General features: G+C 60.2%; 14 protein-coding genes and 1 pseudogene. 14 read left to right on the top strand and 1 reads right to left on the bottom strand.

What is annotated here, in order from left to right; genetic code table 11:
• Positions 1-194: 194 nt before the first annotated feature.
• The 3 genes and pseudogenes from aegA (at position 195) to HMPREF1144_RS29610 (ending at position 3,948) form a co-directional block, all read left to right on the top strand.
• The gene (aegA, locus tag HMPREF1144_RS29620) at positions 195-2,159 is read left to right on the top strand and encodes a formate-dependent uric acid utilization protein AegA (RefSeq protein ID WP_004853070.1); all 1,965 of its coding nucleotides are present in this window, start codon (positions 195-197) and stop codon (positions 2,157-2,159) included.
• A gap of 58 nt (positions 2,160-2,217) precedes the next feature.
• Positions 2,218-2,815 (top strand): annotated as a pseudogene (gene nudK, locus HMPREF1144_RS29615) (GDP-mannose pyrophosphatase NudK).
• Positions 2,816-2,880: 65 nt separating this feature from the next.
• Entirely contained in the window at positions 2,881-3,948 is a 1,068-nt protein-coding gene (locus HMPREF1144_RS29610) for a DUF1176 domain-containing protein (RefSeq protein WP_004853068.1), read from the top strand.
• Here HMPREF1144_RS29610 and tkt read toward each other — a convergent pair.
• The gene (gene tkt, locus HMPREF1144_RS29605; RefSeq protein ID WP_004853067.1) at positions 3,917-5,911 is read right to left on the bottom strand and encodes a transketolase; all 1,995 of its coding nucleotides are present in this window, start codon (positions 5,909-5,911) and stop codon (positions 3,917-3,919) included. The genes HMPREF1144_RS29610 and tkt overlap by 32 nt on opposite strands.
• Before the next feature lie 289 nt (positions 5,912-6,200).
• Between tkt and maeB the strand changes: the two genes are divergently transcribed.
• The 11 genes from maeB (at position 6,201) to eutG (ending at position 16,126) form a co-directional block, all read left to right on the top strand.
• Positions 6,201-8,480, top strand: coding sequence for an NADP-dependent oxaloacetate-decarboxylating malate dehydrogenase (gene maeB, locus HMPREF1144_RS29600; RefSeq protein WP_004853066.1), 2,280 nt, complete (start codon positions 6,201-6,203; stop codon positions 8,478-8,480).
• Positions 8,481-8,638: 158 nt separating this feature from the next.
• A complete protein-coding gene (gene eutS, locus HMPREF1144_RS29595) occupies positions 8,639-8,974 on the top strand; it encodes an ethanolamine utilization microcompartment protein EutS (protein ID WP_004123425.1) in 336 nt (111 codons plus the stop codon).
• Between the two features lie 12 nt (positions 8,975-8,986).
• Positions 8,987-9,466, top strand: coding sequence for an ethanolamine utilization acetate kinase EutP (gene eutP / locus HMPREF1144_RS29590; protein ID WP_009654912.1), 480 nt, complete (start codon positions 8,987-8,989; stop codon positions 9,464-9,466).
• Positions 9,444-10,136: an ethanolamine utilization acetate kinase EutQ gene (gene eutQ, locus HMPREF1144_RS29585; protein WP_009654900.1), complete on the top strand. Its 693-nt coding sequence runs from the start codon at positions 9,444-9,446 to the stop codon at positions 10,134-10,136. The genes eutP and eutQ overlap by 23 nt, the downstream gene beginning before the upstream one ends.
• A complete protein-coding gene (gene eutT / locus HMPREF1144_RS29580; RefSeq protein WP_004853062.1) occupies positions 10,133-10,936 on the top strand; it encodes an ethanolamine utilization cob(I)yrinic acid a,c-diamide adenosyltransferase EutT in 804 nt (267 codons plus the stop codon). Before eutQ ends, eutT begins: the two co-directional genes overlap by 4 nt.
• The gene (gene pta / locus HMPREF1144_RS29575; protein WP_004853060.1) at positions 10,933-11,949 is read left to right on the top strand and encodes a phosphate acetyltransferase; all 1,017 of its coding nucleotides are present in this window, start codon (positions 10,933-10,935) and stop codon (positions 11,947-11,949) included. Before eutT ends, pta begins: the two co-directional genes overlap by 4 nt.
• A gap of 42 nt (positions 11,950-11,991) precedes the next feature.
• Positions 11,992-12,282: an ethanolamine utilization microcompartment protein EutM gene (eutM, locus tag HMPREF1144_RS29570; protein WP_000387720.1), complete on the top strand. Its 291-nt coding sequence runs from the start codon at positions 11,992-11,994 to the stop codon at positions 12,280-12,282.
• A 114-nt stretch (positions 12,283-12,396) separates the two neighbouring features.
• Complete coding sequence (eutN, locus tag HMPREF1144_RS29565) at positions 12,397-12,684, top strand: ethanolamine utilization microcompartment protein EutN (RefSeq protein WP_004853058.1); 288 nt, start codon at positions 12,397-12,399, stop codon at positions 12,682-12,684.
• Positions 12,685-12,695: 11 nt separating this feature from the next.
• Positions 12,696-14,099 carry an aldehyde dehydrogenase family protein gene (locus HMPREF1144_RS29560; RefSeq protein WP_009654869.1) on the top strand — a complete coding sequence of 468 codons (1,404 nt, stop codon included), beginning with the start codon at positions 12,696-12,698 and terminating at the stop codon, positions 14,097-14,099.
• A gap of 10 nt (positions 14,100-14,109) precedes the next feature.
• Positions 14,110-14,949: an ethanolamine utilization protein EutJ gene (gene eutJ / locus HMPREF1144_RS29555; protein ID WP_009654904.1), complete on the top strand. Its 840-nt coding sequence runs from the start codon at positions 14,110-14,112 to the stop codon at positions 14,947-14,949.
• Positions 14,939-16,126: an ethanolamine utilization ethanol dehydrogenase EutG gene (gene eutG, locus HMPREF1144_RS29550; RefSeq protein WP_009654903.1), complete on the top strand. Its 1,188-nt coding sequence runs from the start codon at positions 14,939-14,941 to the stop codon at positions 16,124-16,126. Before eutJ ends, eutG begins: the two co-directional genes overlap by 11 nt.
• Positions 16,127-16,228: the final 102 nt, after the last annotated feature.

Here is a 16,228-nt window from a genome sequence, read left to right as displayed (position 1 = left end):
GACGCAAGCGTAGCGCATTATTACTTAGCTAAATAAAACGTGATTTCATTTAAGTCAAAAAAATTGATCCACCTCGGGTTATTACCAAAAAATCGGCAACCTGTGCAAATGCACATTGTTCCGGCACCGTTTTGTCGGGTAATAAATAAGCATGCGAATTGAGGGGTTATTCACCACGAAGACTGAAGGATGTCATGAACCACTTTATTTTAAGCGATAGTCATAAGTGCATCGGATGCAAGGCTTGTGAAGTTGCCTGCGTCATGGCGCACAACGATGAGCAGCATGTTTTGACCCCGCAGCGTTTTTTGCCGCGCATTACGGTTATCAAAAACGAGCAAAAACGTAACGCCGTAACCTGCCACCATTGTGAAGGGGCGCCGTGCGCCCGCAGTTGTCCCAATGGCGCCATCAGCCAGCTTAACGATAGCGTCCAGGTTAATCAGGAGAAATGCATCGGCTGTAAATCCTGTATGGTTGCCTGCCCGTTTGGCGTGATGCAAATCGTCCTGACGCCGGTACAGGAGGGCAGAGTCAAAGCGACGGCGCATAAATGCGATTTGTGCAGCGGTCGCGAAGAGGGGCCCGCCTGCGTACAAAACTGCCCGGCCGAAGCGCTGGTGCTGGCAACGGACAGCACGCTGGTTAATCTGGCGAAACAGCGGCGTCAGCGCGCGGCGCGTCTTGGCCACCCCGGCGCGGCGATGGCGCCTTGCTCCGCGGGCAAAGTCGCGCAGATGGCCGCGACGCCGCCGCGCGGCGAGCCCGACAAGCTATCCGCCGAGGCGCGTAAGGCCAATTTTAGCGAAATTTATCTGCCGTTCAGCGCCGGGCAGGCCAACCGCGAGGCGGAGCGCTGCCTGACGTGCGGCGAGCACAGCATTTGTGAATGGACCTGTCCGCTGCATAACCACATTCCGCAGTGGATTGAGCGGGTGAAAGAGGGGGATATTTCCGCTGCCGTGGAGCTTTCTCACCAGACCAACTGCCTGCCGGAAATTACCGGCCGCGTCTGCCCGCAGGATCGACTGTGCGAAGGGGCCTGCACGCTGCGCGATGAGCACGGTTCGGTGACTATCGGCAACATTGAACGCTATATCTCCGACCAGGCGCTGGCCAACGGCTGGCGGCCGGATCTTTCTCAGGTCGTTGAAAGCGGCAAGCGGGTGGCGATTATCGGCGCGGGTCCTGCCGGGCTCGCCTGCGCCGACCGTCTGGTGCGTAACGGCGTGAGTCCGGTGGTCTTTGATCGTCACCCGGAAATTGGTGGTCTGCTGACCTTTGGTATTCCGGCCTTTAAGCTGGATAAATCTCTGCTTGCCCGGCGGCGGGAAATCTTTACCCAGATGGGCGTGCGCTTTGAGCTGAACTGCGAGATAGGCAAAGATATCCCGCTGACGACGCTGCTTGATGACTATGACGCGGTATTTATTGGCGCCGGAACCTATCGCTCGATGAAAGCGGATCTGCCGAATGAAGACGCGCCCGGCGTATATGACGCGCTGCCGTTCCTGATTGCTAACACCAAACAGGTGATGGGGCTGCTTGAGCTGCCGGAAGAGCCTTACGTCAACACCGAAGGGCTGAACGTCGTGGTGCTCGGCGGCGGCGATACGGCTATGGACTGCGTGCGTACCGCGCTGCGCCACGGCGCGAAGCAGGTTACCTGCGCCTATCGTCGCGATGAAGCCAATATGCCTGGTTCGAAGAAAGAGGTGAAAAACGCGCGCGAAGAGGGGGCGCAGTTTGAATTTAACGTCCAGCCGGTCACCCTGGAGCTGAACGAGAAGGGACACGTCAACGGCGTACGCTTTCTGCGTACCCGGCTGGGCGCGCCCGATGCTCAGGGGCGCCGCAGCCCGTCGCCAATCCCGGGAAGCGAGTTTGTCATGCCCGCCGACGCGGTGATCATGGCCTTTGGTTTCCATCCGCACGGTATGCCGTGGCTGGAATCGGTGGGCGTTAAGCTCGACAGCCGGGGTCGAATTAAGGCCAATGTGGAAAGCCGCTACCGCTACCAGACCACCCATCGCAAAGTGTTTGCCGGCGGCGATGCGGTGCGTGGCGCCGATCTGGTGGTGACCGCCATGGCGGAAGGCCGCCACGCGGCTCAGGGGATAATGGACTTCCTCGAGGTTAAATCGATTCCGCTTCACTGACGACAAAGCGGGCTTCACAGCGTAGTATGGCATCGTCATTTCACGCTGTGGGGCTCGTATGTCACTCAATATCAACGTTATCAAAGATAAAATCCTCTCCGAAAACTGGTTCCTTTTGCGCAACATGACCTATGAACTGACGCGCAGCGACGGCAGCGTGGTTCGCCATAGACGCGAAGTCTACGATCGCGGCAACGGCGCTACCATCTTGCTGTATAACCGCCATAAGCAGACCGTCGTGCTGGTTCGCCAGTTCCGCATCGCGACCTGGGTAAACGGCAACGAAGACGGGATGCTGATTGAAACCTGCGCCGGGCTGTTGGACAGCGATGAGCCGGAGGAGTGCGTGCGCAAAGAAGCCATTGAAGAGACCGGTTTCGAAGTCGGTGAAGTGCGCAAACTGTTTGAACTGTTTATGTCGCCCGGCGGCGTCACCGAGCTCATCTATTTCTTTATTGCCGAATATAACGATACTCAGCGGGCCAACGATGGCGGCGGCGTTGATGATGAAGATATTGAGGTGCTGGAGCTCCCTTATCATCGTGCGCTGGAGATGATGGCGAACGGGGAGATCCGCGATGGCAAAGCGGTGATCCTGCTGCAATATTTGCAAACCTCCGGGCTGATGAACGGGGATCTCTGATAAATCCGATTGAGTAAAACCTCGCCGCTGGTGAACATAGCCGCTGTGTATGGCGTTTTCTCCGGGGTTGTGCCGCTCATGTTGCATCGGGTTATTTTGTTTCTGCTTTTCGGTTTACTGCCGACGTCGCTGGTGCGGGCGGCGCCGGCACAACAGCTCTTCAATGACTGGCAGGTAACCTGCAACAATCAGAACTTCTGCGTGGCCCGCAACGTCGGGCTGCATCACGGCCTGGTCATGACCCTCACCCGCAGCGCCGGGGCGGCCACCAGCGCCAGCCTGCGCATTGAACTCGGCGGCGTGGGCAACCCGGTCGCGGCGCTGGCGCCCATTGCGCCGCGCCTTCGCCTCGATGGTAAACCCCTGTCTCTGGGCGATAAACACTGGCAGATCGCCGACAAACTGCTTAAAACCGACGATAGCGTCACCATTGATGCTTTCCTGCAGCAGGTGCAGGACGCGCAGACGATGACGCTTGAAAATGGCCTACAGAGTATCTCGTTGCAGGGGCTGAAAGCCGCCCTGCTGTTTATCGATAACCGGCAGAAGCGCGTGGGGAGCGAAACCGCGTGGGTAGGGAAGGGGGAAGAGCCGCCGCTCAGCGTTCCGCCTGCGCCGGCGCTGCGCTCGGTGGCGAGAATCGACGTGGCGGAGTCCCCCCTCAGCCGCGATGAACTTAACGATCTCATGGATTATGGCAACGAGCGCATGAACAGCAGCGCCTGTTCGCTGGATCCGTTTCGCCGCGAGGTGCGGGTTGCCGCGCTGACCGACGATAGGGTGCTGCTGATGACCAGCTGCGAAGCGGGCGCCTACAACACCATTTGGCTGGCCTGGCTGGTGTCGCGCCAGCGGCCGTATATTGCTCATCCGGTACGGCTCACTCTGCCTTTCCAGCCCCCCGGCGACGGGCCGCGTGATGTCGAACTGGTAAACGCCCGCTATGACGATCGACGCCAGGAACTGGTGACGCTGGATAAAGGGCGTGCGCCCGGCGACTGCGGGACGCAAACGCGCTGGCGCTATGATGGCCAGCGGTTTAGCCTGGTACGCTACGCGCGGCAGCCGCAGTGCGATAACTGGCAGGGGCCAGATGCCTGGCCCACGCTCTGGGTTACCCGTTCAGTACCTCGCCCCCTACGGTAACGATATGCTCAACGGTAAAGCCGAAGTAAGGGAAGAGCTTATCCGCGGGGGCCGATTCACCGTAGCCGGTCATGCCGACGATTTTGCCTTTTAGCCCCACATACTTATACCAGTAGTCGGCGATGCCGGCCTCAACCGCGACGCGGGCGCTGACGTCCGACGGCAGGACCGATTCCCGGTAGGCTTCCTCCTGGGCATCAAACACGTCGGTCGATGGCAGGGAAACCACGCGCACGTTCACCCCTTTGGCCAGCAGCTTCTCCGCTGCCTGCACGGTGATCTCGACTTCCGAACCGGTAGCTATCAGGATCAGGTCCGGCTTGCCGCCAGCGTCCTTCAGCACGTAGCCGCCGCGGGCGATATCCTGTACCTGCTCCGGCGTGCGCGCCATTTGTGCCAGATTTTGCCTTGAGAGGATCAGCGCTGTCGGCCCGCTGTGACGTTCGACCGCCAGCTTCCACGCCACCGCGGCCTCCACCTGATCGCACGGTCGCCAGGTGCTGAAGTTTGGCGTCAGGCGCAGGCTGGCCAGCTGTTCTACCGCCTGGTGCGTCGGACCATCTTCGCCGAGACCAATGGAGTCGTGGGTATAGACCATGATTTGCCGCGCTTTCATCAGCGCCGCCATACGCGCCGCGTTGCGGGCATATTCGACGAACATCAGGAAGGTGGCGGTATAGGGGACAAACCCGCCGTGATGCGCGATGCCGTTGGCGATGGCCGTCATCCCGAACTCGCGTACGCCGTAGTGGATATAGTTACCCGCCGGATCCTCTTTCAGTGAAGTCGATCCTTTCCAGATGGTCAGGTTGCTGGGCGCGAGGTCAGCGGAGCCGCCCAGCAGTTCCGGCAGATGCGGGCCGTAGGCATCGAGGGCATTTTGCGAAGCCTTGCGGGTGGCGATTTTCGCCGGGTTAGCCTGCAGATCGGCAATATACTTCCGCGTCGTTTCATTCCACGACTCAGGCAGTCCGCCGCTCATGCGCCGCGTAAACTCTGCCGCCAGCTGCGGATGGGCCTGCTGATAGGCGGCAAACTTCTCCTGCCAGCTTTTCTGCGCTTTTTGTCCCTTTTCACGCGCGTCCCAGGCCCGGTAGATCTCTTTCGGGATCTCAAAGGCAGGGTGATGCCAGCCCAGCTGCTGGCGCGCCAGCGCCACTTCCTGTTCTCCCAGCGCGGCGCCGTGGGCCTCTTCTTTCCCGGCTTTATTCGGTGAACCAAAGCCTATCACCGTACGGCAGATAATCAGCGAGGGTTTGTCCTTCACGCTCTGGGCTTCCAGAATCGCTTTCTTCACGGCTTCGGGGTCGTGGCCGTCAATTTCATGCACCACATGCCAGTGATAGGCCTCAAAGCGTTTTGCCGTGTCATCGGTAAACCAGCCTTTGGTTTCGCCATCAATGGAAATGCCGTTGTGGTCGTAGAAGCCGATCAGCTTGCCCAGCCCTAACGTCCCCGCCAGAGAGCACACTTCGTGAGAAATCCCCTCCATAAGGCAGCCATCGCCCATAAACACGTAGGTGAAGTGATCGACGATCTCATGGTCTGGCTGATTAAACTGGGCCGCCAGCGTGCGCTCGGCGATAGCCAGGCCCACCGCATTCGCCAGTCCTTGCCCCAGAGGACCGGTGGTGGTTTCCACTCCCGGCGTATAGCCAATCTCCGGGTGGCCCGGGGTTTTTGAATGCAGCTGACGGAAGTTTTTTATCTCTTCGATGGGCAGGTCATAGCCCGTCAGATGCAGCAGACTGTAGAGCAGCATCGACGCGTGGCCGTTGGAGAGAATAAAGCGGTCGCGATCGTACCATTGCGGGTTTTCAGGATTGTGCTTGAGGAAATCGTTCCATAGCACCTCGGCGATATCGGCCATACCCATTGGCGCGCCGGGGTGGCCGGAGTTGGCTTTCTGGACTGCATCCATACTCAGGGCGCGGATGGCGTTGGCTAGTTCTCTACGGGACATAATGTGCTCCTGAAACAATAGGTTACATGATTTTTTATTGGATTAGGATAGAGAGGGTGATGAGTTGCATAACTAAAAAGCATAGCAGACGGGGCTATCATTGCTTCTGAAACTAAGTTACATAAACAATATAAATCGATAACAAATATAACTTTGTTATGGCGAGAGTTTGGCGGTGTTCAAAGTTTACGAAGCCGTCAGGCGAGATACTAGGTGGCCCTTTAGGGTGAACACCAGGTACGCGATAACGTTTCACCCCCTACGATCGATACGTGAAAGGAACGATAAAATGGATGAGCAGTTAAAACAAAGCGCCCTTGATTTCCACGAATTCCCGGTCCCCGGAAAAATCCAGGTCTCCCCGACCAAACCGCTGGCGACCCAACGCGATCTGGCCCTGGCCTACTCGCCGGGCGTCGCCGCGCCCTGTCTGGAAATCGAGAAGGATCCGCTGGCAGCCTATAAATATACCGCGCGCGGCAACCTTGTGGCGGTGGTCTCCAACGGCACGGCCGTTCTGGGGCTGGGCAATATCGGCGCGCTGGCCGGTAAGCCGGTGATGGAAGGCAAAGGCGTTCTGTTTAAAAAATTCGCCGGTATCGATGTGTTCGATATTGAAGTCGATGAACTGGACCCGGACAAATTTATCAACGTCGTCGCGGCGCTGGAGCCGACCTTCGGCGGTATCAACCTTGAAGATATCAAAGCGCCGGAGTGCTTCTACATCGAGCAAAAGCTGCGCGAGCGCATGAATATTCCGGTCTTCCATGACGATCAGCACGGGACGGCGATTATCAGTACCGCGGCGATTCTTAACGGTCTGCGGGTGGTGGAGAAAAACATCTCCGACGTGCGGATGGTGGTCTCCGGCGCGGGCGCGGCGGCGATCGCCTGTATGAACCTGCTGGTGGCGCTGGGAATGCAGAAACACAACATCGTGGTCTGCGACTCGAAAGGCGTTATCTATAAGGGCCGTGAGCCGAATATGGCGGAAACCAAAGCGGCCTATGCGGTAGAAGACAGCGGCAAACGCACGCTGGATGACGTGATTGACGGGGCGGACATTTTCCTCGGCTGCTCGGGTCCGAAAGTGTTGACTCAGGAGATGGTGAAGAAAATGGCCCGCGCGCCGATGATTCTGGCGCTGGCCAACCCGGAGCCGGAGATTCTGCCGCCGCTGGCGAAAGAGGTACGCTCCGACGCCATTATTTGTACCGGCCGCTCCGACTATCCGAACCAGGTGAACAACGTGCTGTGCTTCCCGTTCATCTTCCGCGGCGCGCTGGACGTCGGTGCAACGGCGATTAACGAAGAGATGAAGCTGGCGGCGGTGCACGCGATTGCCGAGCTGGCGCACGCTGAACAGAGCGAAGTGGTGGCCTCCGCCTACGGCGATCAGGATCTGAGCTTCGGCGCGGAATATATCATTCCGAAGCCGTTCGACCCGCGGCTGATCGTCAAGATTGCTCCGGCAGTGGCGAAAGCGGCGATGGACTCCGGCGTCGCGACCCGCCCGATCGCCGATTTTGATGCGTACATCGAGAAGCTCAGCGAGTTCGTCTATAAAACCAACCTGTTTATGAAGCCGATTTTCTCGCAGGCGCGCAAAGAGCCGAAGCGGGTGGTACTGGCGGAAGGCGAAGATACCCGCGTACTGCACGCGACTCAGGAGCTGGTCTCCCTTGGGCTGGCGAAACCGATTCTGATCGGTCGTCCCGGCGTCATTGAGATGCGCATCCAGAAGCTGGGACTGCAGATCAAAGCCGGAGTTGATTTTGAGATCGTCAATAACGAATCCGATCCGCGCTTCAAAGAGTACTGGAATGAATATTACACCCTGATGAAGCGCCGCGGGATCACCCAGGAGCAGGCGCAGCGGGCAGTGATCAGCAACACCACGGTCATTGGCGCGATCATGGTGCAGCGCGGCGAAGCCGATGCGATGATCTGCGGCACCATCGGTGACTATCACGAGCACTACAGCGTCATTCAGCCGCTGTTTGGCTACCGCGAAGGGGTTCATGCGGCCGGGGCGATGAACGCGCTGCTGCTGCCGAGCGGCAACACCTTTATCGCCGACACCTACGTCAACCACGATCCCTCGCCGGAGCAAATTGCTGAGATCACCCTGATGGCGGCAGAAACCGTTCGTCGATTCGGGATTGAACCGCGGGTGGCGCTATTGTCGCACTCGAACTTCGGCTCCTCGGACTGCCCGTCCGCCAGCAAAATGCGTCAGGCGCTGGAGCTGGTGAAGGCGCAGGCGCCGGAGCTGATGATCGATGGCGAAATGCACGGCGATGCCGCGCTGGTGGAAAGCATTCGTAATGAGCGGATGCCGGACAGCCCGCTGAAAGGTTCGGCCAATATTCTGGTGATGCCGAATATGGAAGCAGCGCGTATTAGTTACAACTTACTTCGCGTCTCCAGCTCTGAAGGCGTCACCGTCGGACCGGTGCTGATGGGCGTCGCGAAGCCGGTGCATATCCTGACGCCAATTGCTTCGGTACGGCGTATCGTGAATATGGTCGCGCTGGCGGTTGTTGAAGCGCAAACTCAGCCGCTGTAATTTCATTTAATTATTTCAGGCGCGGGAATTCTCCCGCGCTTTTTTATTTCTGTTTATAAGTGATCTATCTCACCTTTCAAATCAACTTGCCGAATTTTGTTATTTACTCCAGCGGAAACTTGTCACGATAAGCGCAAGTTTTAGCGGAGCGGTGAGCCATGGATAAAGAACGCATCATTCAGGAATTTGTACCCGGCAAGCAGGTGACGCTGGCGCATCTGATTGCGCACCCTGGGGCAGAACTGGCGAAAAAGATCGGCGTTCCCGAATCCGGCGCTATCGGCATTATGACCTTAACCCCTGGAGAAACCGCCATGATCGCCGGTGATTTAGCGATGAAGGCCGCCGATGTGCATATCGGTTTTCTCGACCGGTTTAGCGGCGCGCTGGTGATTTACGGCTCGGTCGGCGCGGTAGAAGAGGCGCTGCTGCAGACGGTGAGCGGGCTTGGCCGATTATTAAATTACACCCTCTGCGAGTTAACCAAAAGCTAATTAGAGGCGGCAATGAAACGTATTGCATTTGTCGGTACGGTGGGCGCGGGAAAAACAACGCTATTTAATGCGCTGCAGGGAAATTATTCCCTCGCGAGAAAAACGCAGGCCGTGGAATTTAACGAGAAAGGCGATATTGACACCCCAGGGGAATATTTCAGCCATCCGCGCTGGTACCACGCATTAATTACCACGCTGCAGGATGTCGATACGCTGATTTATGTCCACGCGGCAAATGATACCGAAAGTCGCTTACCCGCCGGGCTACTGGATATTGGCGCGAATAAACGACATATCGCCGCGATCAGCAAAACGGATATGCCGGACGCCGACGTCGCCGCGGTGCGGCAACTGCTGTACGGGATGGGGTTTCAGGAGCCGATTTTCGAACTCAACGCTCACGACCCGCAAAGCGTAGAGCATCTGGTGAATTACCTGAGTGAGCTCAGCCAAAAGGAGGAAGGGGCAGGTGAAGAAACTTATCACAGCTAACGATATTCGTGCGGCCCACGCGCGAGGCGAAGCGGAAATATCGGTTGTGCTGCGCGCCAGCATCATCACCCCGGAAGCCCGCGAAGTCGCGGAGCTGCTGGGCGTCTCCATCCAGGAGTGCGATGAATCCGCGCCAGAGCCGGCAGTCCCGGCGGCAGAGGAAAAAACCGAAAGCCAGCGCATTCGCGAAACCATTATCGCGCAGCTGCCGGAAGGGCAGTTTACCGAAAGCCTGGTGGCGCAGCTGATGGAAAAAGTGATGAAGGAGAAGCAGTCGCTGGGGATGGACGCGATGCAGCCCAGCTTTAAGGCGGTCACCGGTAAAGGCGGCGTAAAGGTCATTGACGGCAGCAGCGTGAAATTCGGCCGCTTCGACGGCGCCGAACCGCACCGCGTCGGCTTAACGGATTTGGTCACCGAGCAGGACGGCAGCAGCATGGCCGCCGGGTTTATGCAGTGGGAAAACGCCTTTTTCCCGTGGACGCTGAACTATGACGAGGTCGACATGGTGCTGGAGGGCGAACTCCACGTGCGCCATGAAGGCGAAACCATGGTGGCCAAAGCCGGGGACGTGATGTTTATTCCGAAAGGTTCGAGCATTGAATTCGGCACGCCGTCGACCGTGCGCTTCCTGTACGTCGCCTGGCCTGCGAACTGGCAATCGCTATGAAAGATTTCATCACCGAAGCCTGGCTCAGAGCGAATCATACGCTCAGCGAAGGGGCAGAAATTCATCTGCCCGCCGACGCCCGTCTGACGCCTTCGGCCCGGGAGCTGCTGGAAAGCCGCCGTCTGCGCATTAAGTTTCTCGACGAGCAGGGCAGCCTGTTTGTCGATGACGACGCGCAGCAGCCGCAGCCGGTACACGGTTTAACCAGCAGCGGTACGTATCCGCAGGCCTGCTGCGAACTGTGCCGCCAGCCGGTAGACAAAAAACCGGACACCCTGACCCATCTGACGGCGGAAAAAATGGTCGCCAAAAGCGATCCGCGGCTGGGCTTTCGCGCCGCCCTCGACGCCACCATCGCCCTGGCCGTATGGCTGCAAATCGAACTGGCGGAGCCCTGGCAGGCCTGGCTGGCGGATATCCGCTCGCGCCTGGGCAACATTATGCGCGCCGACGCCGTGGATGAACCGCTGGCGGCGCAGTCTATCGTCGGGCTGAACGAGGATGAACTGCATCGCCTTTCCCACCAGCCGCTGCGCTATCTCGACCACGATCATCTGGTGCCGGAAGCCGGCCACGGCCGCGATGCCGCGCTGCTCAATCTGCTGCGCAGCAAAATACGCGAAACGGAAACGGTCGCCGCGCAGGTCTTTATTACCCGCAGTTTTGAGGTCTTACGTCCGGACATTCTGCAGGCGCTCAACCGCCTCTCCAGCACCGTCTACGTGATGATGATTTTAAGCGTGGCGAAACATCCGCTAACCGTCAGTCAGATCCAACAGCGTCTGGGAGGGGAGCAATGATTATTCAACGCGCCCGTCAACTGGCTTTGCGTTCGCCCGCCCGGGTGGTGTTTGCGGACGCGCTGGATATCCGCGTCCTCAAAGCGGCGCACTACCTCCAGCAGCAGGGGCTGGCAAAGCCGATTTTGATCGCCAGCCCCTTTGCCCTGCGCCAGTTCGCCCTCAGCCACCGCCTGCCGATGGACGGTATGCAGATCGTCGACCCGCACAGCAACCGGCAAATGCGCGAAGCGTTTGCCCGGCGCTGGCTTGCACGCGCCGGAGAAAAAACGCCGCCGGACGCGGAGGAAAAACTCAACGACCCGCTGATGTTCGCCGCCGCCATGGTCAGCGCCGGGAAGGCCGACGTGTGTATTGCCGGCAATCTCTCCTCGACGGCGAACGTGCTGCGCGCCGGATTACGCATTATTGGCCTTCAGCCTGGCTGCAAAACGCTGTCGTCGATCTTTCTGATGCTGCCGCAGTACGTCGGACCGGCGCTGGGATTTGCCGACTGCAGCGTGGTGCCGCAGCCGACGGCGGCGCAGCTGGCGGATATCGCCATCGCCAGCGCGGAGACATGGCAGGCCATTACCGGCGAGGAGCCGCGGGTGGCGATGCTGTCGTTTTCCAGCAGCGGCAGCGCCCGTCATCCCAACGTCGCCAACGTACAGCAGGCCACAGAGATCGTACGTCAGCGCGCTCCACAGCTGGTGGTGGATGGCGAACTGCAGTTTGACGCCGCCTTCGTGCCGGAGGTCGCCGCGCAAAAAGCGCCCGCCAGTCCGCTGCAGGGGCGGGCCAACGTGATGGTTTTTCCGTCGCTGGAGGCCGGCAACATCGGCTACAAAATCGCCCAGCGCCTGGGCGGCTATCGTGCGGTCGGGCCGCTGATTCAGGGGCTGGCCGCACCGCTGCACGACCTCTCCCGAGGCTGCAGCGTGCAGGAAATTATCGAACTGGCGTTAGTGGCAGCCGTGCCGCGCCGGAGTGACGTAAGCGCCGAGTGCCGCTTACCCACGCAGGTTGAATGAACGGTCCCGTTCTGGACCCCCCTTAAGTAAGAGGAAAACACAATGGAAGCATTAGGAATGATTGAAACCCGGGGCCTGGTTGCGCTGATTGAGGCCTCTGATGCGATGGTGAAAGCCGCGCGCGTGAAGCTGGTTGGCGTGAAGCAGATTGGCGGCGGTCTGGTGACCGCGATGGTGCGCGGCGACGTGGCGGCCTGCAAAGCCGCTACCGATGCCGGCGCCGCTGCGGCGCAGCGCATCGGCGAGCTGGTCTCGGTGCACGTGATTCCGCGTCCGCACGGCGATCTGGAGGAGGTGTTCCCCATCAGTTTTAAAGGCGACAGCAACATCTGATGGCCGGGCCGGATAAGGCGCGCCAGCGTTGCCCTCCGGCATTAACGCGCGCCATTGCCTGATGGCGCTGCGCTTATCCGGCCCACGACTTACCACGCAATTCAGGGAGGCGGTATGAAACTGGCAGTCGTCACGGGACAGATTGTCTGCACCGTCCGCCATCAGGGGCTGGCGCACGACAAGCTGCTGATGGTGGAGATGATTGATGCCGCGGGCAAGCCCGACGGGCAGTGCGCCGTCGCCATCGACAGCATCGGCGCGGGGCCCGGCGAATGGGTGCTGCTGGTGAGCGGAAGCTCGGCGCGACAGGCACACCGCAGCGAGGCGTCTCCTGTCGATTTGTGCGTCATCGGTATCGTCGATGAAGCGGTGGCCGGCGGTCAGGTGATTTTCCATAAATAGGACTGAACATCATGAATCAACAGGATATTGAACAGGTGGTGAAAGCGGTACTGCTGAAAATGACGGCCAGCAGCCAGCCGGACGACGCCGTTCATGAGATGGGCGTCTTTGCCTCCCTGGATGACGCCGTCGCGGCGGCAAAGGTGGCCCAGCAGGGGCTGAAAAGCGTGGCGATGCGCCAGCTGGCGATTCACGCCATCCGTGAGGCGGGCGAAAAACATGCCAGAGAATTAGCGGAGCTTGCCGTCAGCGAAACCGGCATGGGTCGCGTTGAAGATAAATTTGCCAAAAACGTGGCCCAGGCGCGCGGCACGCCGGGCGTGGAGTGCCTCTCTCCGCAGGTGCTCACCGGCGATAACGGCCTGACGCTGATTGAAAACGCGCCCTGGGGCGTGGTGGCCTCGGTCACCCCCTCCACCAACCCGGCGGCGACGGTAATTAATAACGCCATCAGCCTGATTGCCGCGGGCAATAGCGTGGTGTTCGCCCCGCATCCGGCGGCGAAAAGGGTTTCCCAGCGGGCGATTATGCTGCTCAACCAGGCGGTGATTGCCGCGGGCGGTCCGGCCAATCTGCTGGTCACCGTGGCGAACCCGGACATCGAAACGGCCCAGCGGCTGTTTAAGTACCCCGGTATTGGCCTGCTGGTGGTCACCGGCGGTGAAGCGGTGGTGGAGTCCGCGCGCAAGCATACCAATAAACGTCTGATTGCCGCCGGCGCCGGTAACCCGCCGGTAGTGGTCGACGAAACGGCCGACCTGGCGCGCGCCGCGCAGTCCATCGTCAAAGGCGCCTCGTTTGATAACAACATCATCTGCGCCGACGAAAAGGTGCTGATTGTGGTCGATAGCGTCGCCGACGAGCTAATGCGCCTGATGGAAGGCCAGCAGGGGGTGAAGCTCAGCGCGGCCCAGGCCGAGCAGCTTCAGCCGGTGCTGCTGAAGAATATCGATGAGCGCGGCAAAGGTACGGTCAGCCGTGACTGGGTGGGACGTGACGCGAGCAAGATCGCCGCCGCCATCGGCCTGAACGTGCCGCCGCAGACGCGCCTGTTGTTTGTGGAAACCCCGGCCAGCCATCCATTTGCCGTGACGGAACTGATGATGCCGGTGCTCCCTGTCGTACGGGTGGCCAGCGTCGATGACGCTATTGCGCTGGCGGTGCAGCTGGAGGGCGGCTGCCACCATACGGCGGCGATGCACTCGCGCAATATCGACAACATGAATCAGATGGCGAACGCCATTGATACCAGCATTTTCGTTAAAAACGGGCCGTGCATCGCCGGGCTCGGGCTGGGCGGAGAGGGCTGGACCACCATGACCATCACCACGCCAACCGGGGAGGGGGTGACCAGTGCGCGCACCTTCGTTCGCCTGCGGCGCTGCGTGCTGGTGGATGCCTTCCGAATTGTATAAGGGATGACTCATGGCACACGACGAACAACGTTGGCTCACCCCCAGACTGCAAAAAGCGGCCGCCCTGTGTAATCAGACGCCTGCCGCCAGTGAATCACCGCTGTGGCTGGGCGCGGATTTAGGCACCTGCGACGTGGTGTCGATGGTTGTCGACAGCGAAGGGCAGCCGGTGGCGGTGTGTCTGGACTGGGCTGACGTCGTGCGTGACGGCATCGTCTGGGATTTCTTCGGCGCCGTCACCATCGTGCGCCGCCATCTCGATACGCTCGAACAGCAGCTTGGCTGTCGCTTCAGCCATGCTGCGACCTCGTTTCCGCCGGGCACCGACCCGCGTATTTCGATCAACGTACTCGAATCTGCCGGGCTGGAAGTTAGCCACGTGCTGGATGAACCGACCGCAGTGGCGGATCTGCTACAGCTCGACAACGCGGGCGTGGTGGATATCGGCGGCGGTACTACCGGGATCGCTATCGTCAAACGGGGCGAGGTGACGTACTCCGCCGATGAAGCGACCGGCGGCCACCATATCTCCCTGACCCTCGCCGGTAACCGCCGCATGCCGCTGGAAGAGGCGGAGCAGTACAAGCGCAGTAACGCCCAGGAGATCTGGCCGGTGGTGAAGCCGGTATACGAAAAGATGGCCGAGATTGTTGCTCACCATATCGAAGGTCAGGGCATTGCTGATTTATGGCTGGCGGGCGGCTCCTGTATGCAGCCGGGCGTTGACGCGCTGTTTCGCAAGCGCTTCCCGGAATTACGGGTGCATTTACCGCAGCACAGCCTGTTTATGACCCCGCTGGCGATAGCCAGCAGCGGGAGAGAGAAAGCGGAGGGAATCTATGCAAGCTGAACTGCAGACGGCGCTCTTTCAGGCATTCGATACCCTGAATCTGCAGCGGGTGAAAACCTTCAGCGTGCCGCCGGTGACGCTGTGCGGCCTCGGCGCGCTGAGCGCCTGCGGTCAGGAAGCGCAAGCGCGAGGCGTAAACCATCTGTTTGTGATGGTCGACAGCTTCCTGCATCAGGCGGGAATGACCGCCGGGCTTGCGCGCAGCCTGGCGATGAAGGGCGTGGCGATGACCGTCTGGCCCTGTCCGCCGGGAGAGCCGTGCATTACCGACGTCTGCGCGGCGGTGGCGCAGCTGTGCGAATCGAAGTGCGACGGCGTGGTGGCCTTTGGCGGCGGTTCGGTGCTTGACGCGGCGAAAGCGGTCGCGCTGTTGGCCACCAACCCGGAGCAGACGCTTAGCGCGATGACGGAAAGCAGCGTACTGCGCCCGCGTCTGCCGCTCATTGCGGTGCCGACCACCGCCGGAACCGGCTCGGAAACCACCAACGTGACGGTGATTATCGATGCGGTCAGCGGGCGCAAGCAGGTGCTGGCCCACGCCTCGCTCATGCCGGACGTGGCGATTCTTGACGCCGCCCTCACCGAAGGCGTTCCGCCGCCGGTGACGGCGATGACCGGGATTGACGCGCTGACCCACGCCGTTGAGGCGTACAGCGCGCTCAACGCGACGCCTTTCACCGATAGCCTGGCGCTTGGCGCGATAGCGATGATCGGCCAGGCGCTGCCGAAGGCCGTGGGCTACGGTCACGACCTCGCCGCCCGCGAAAGCATGCTGCTGGCTTCTTGCATGGCGGGAATGGCTTTTTCCAGCGCCGGTCTGGGCTTATGTCATGCGATGGCGCATCAGCCCGGCGCGGCGCTGCATATTCCACACGGGCAGGCCAACGCCATGCTGCTGCCGACGGTAATGCGGTTTAACCGCATGGTATGCCGCGAGCGTTTCAGCCAGATCGGCCGGGCGCTGACCGCTAAAAAAACCGACGACCACGAGGCTATCGCCGCCGTAGAGGCGCTGATCGCCGAAGTCGGCCTGAGCAAACGACTCTCTGACGCCGGGGCGAAGCCAGAACATTTCAGCGCATGGGCGCAGGCGGCGCAGGAGGACATTTGTCTGTGCACCAATCCACGCACCGCCACCCGGGAGCAGATTATCGATCTGTACGCGGCGGCGCACTGATGCGGCCATTTTCCCGGAAGCGTGTGGCTGTCCCGGCTCGCGCTGCGCTTAGCCGGGCTACAGGATCGCAGCCGTCTGCTATTCCGTAGCCCGGGTAAGGCG

Source organism: Klebsiella sp. OBRC7 (genome assembly GCF_000293135.1).
Lineage (GTDB): Bacteria > Pseudomonadota > Gammaproteobacteria > Enterobacterales > Enterobacteriaceae > Klebsiella > Klebsiella michiganensis.
Note: the sequence above shows the minus strand (reverse complement) of the source record. Positions and strands in the feature narration are given on the sequence as shown.

Excerpts from the sequence above, each read along its gene's own strand:
- aegA (WP_004853070.1), top strand. The coding sequence starts at position 195 with ATGAACCACTTTATTTTAAGCGATAGTCATAAGTGCATCGGATGCAAG.
- HMPREF1144_RS29610 (WP_004853068.1), top strand. The coding sequence starts at position 2,881 with ATGTTGCATCGGGTTATTTTGTTTCTGCTTTTCGGTTTACTGCCGACG.
- tkt (WP_004853067.1), bottom strand. The coding sequence starts at position 5,911 with ATGTCCCGTAGAGAACTAGCCAACGCCATCCGCGCCCTGAGTATGGAT.
- maeB (WP_004853066.1), top strand. The coding sequence starts at position 6,201 with ATGGATGAGCAGTTAAAACAAAGCGCCCTTGATTTCCACGAATTCCCG.
- eutS (WP_004123425.1), top strand. The coding sequence starts at position 8,639 with ATGGATAAAGAACGCATCATTCAGGAATTTGTACCCGGCAAGCAGGTG.
- eutP (WP_009654912.1), top strand. The coding sequence starts at position 8,987 with ATGAAACGTATTGCATTTGTCGGTACGGTGGGCGCGGGAAAAACAACG.
- eutT (WP_004853062.1), top strand. The coding sequence starts at position 10,133 with ATGAAAGATTTCATCACCGAAGCCTGGCTCAGAGCGAATCATACGCTC.
- pta (WP_004853060.1), top strand. The coding sequence starts at position 10,933 with ATGATTATTCAACGCGCCCGTCAACTGGCTTTGCGTTCGCCCGCCCGG.
- eutM (WP_000387720.1), top strand. The coding sequence starts at position 11,992 with ATGGAAGCATTAGGAATGATTGAAACCCGGGGCCTGGTTGCGCTGATT.
- eutN (WP_004853058.1), top strand. The coding sequence starts at position 12,397 with ATGAAACTGGCAGTCGTCACGGGACAGATTGTCTGCACCGTCCGCCAT.
- HMPREF1144_RS29560 (WP_009654869.1), top strand. The coding sequence starts at position 12,696 with ATGAATCAACAGGATATTGAACAGGTGGTGAAAGCGGTACTGCTGAAA.
- eutJ (WP_009654904.1), top strand. The coding sequence starts at position 14,110 with ATGGCACACGACGAACAACGTTGGCTCACCCCCAGACTGCAAAAAGCG.
- eutG (WP_009654903.1), top strand. The coding sequence starts at position 14,939 with ATGCAAGCTGAACTGCAGACGGCGCTCTTTCAGGCATTCGATACCCTG.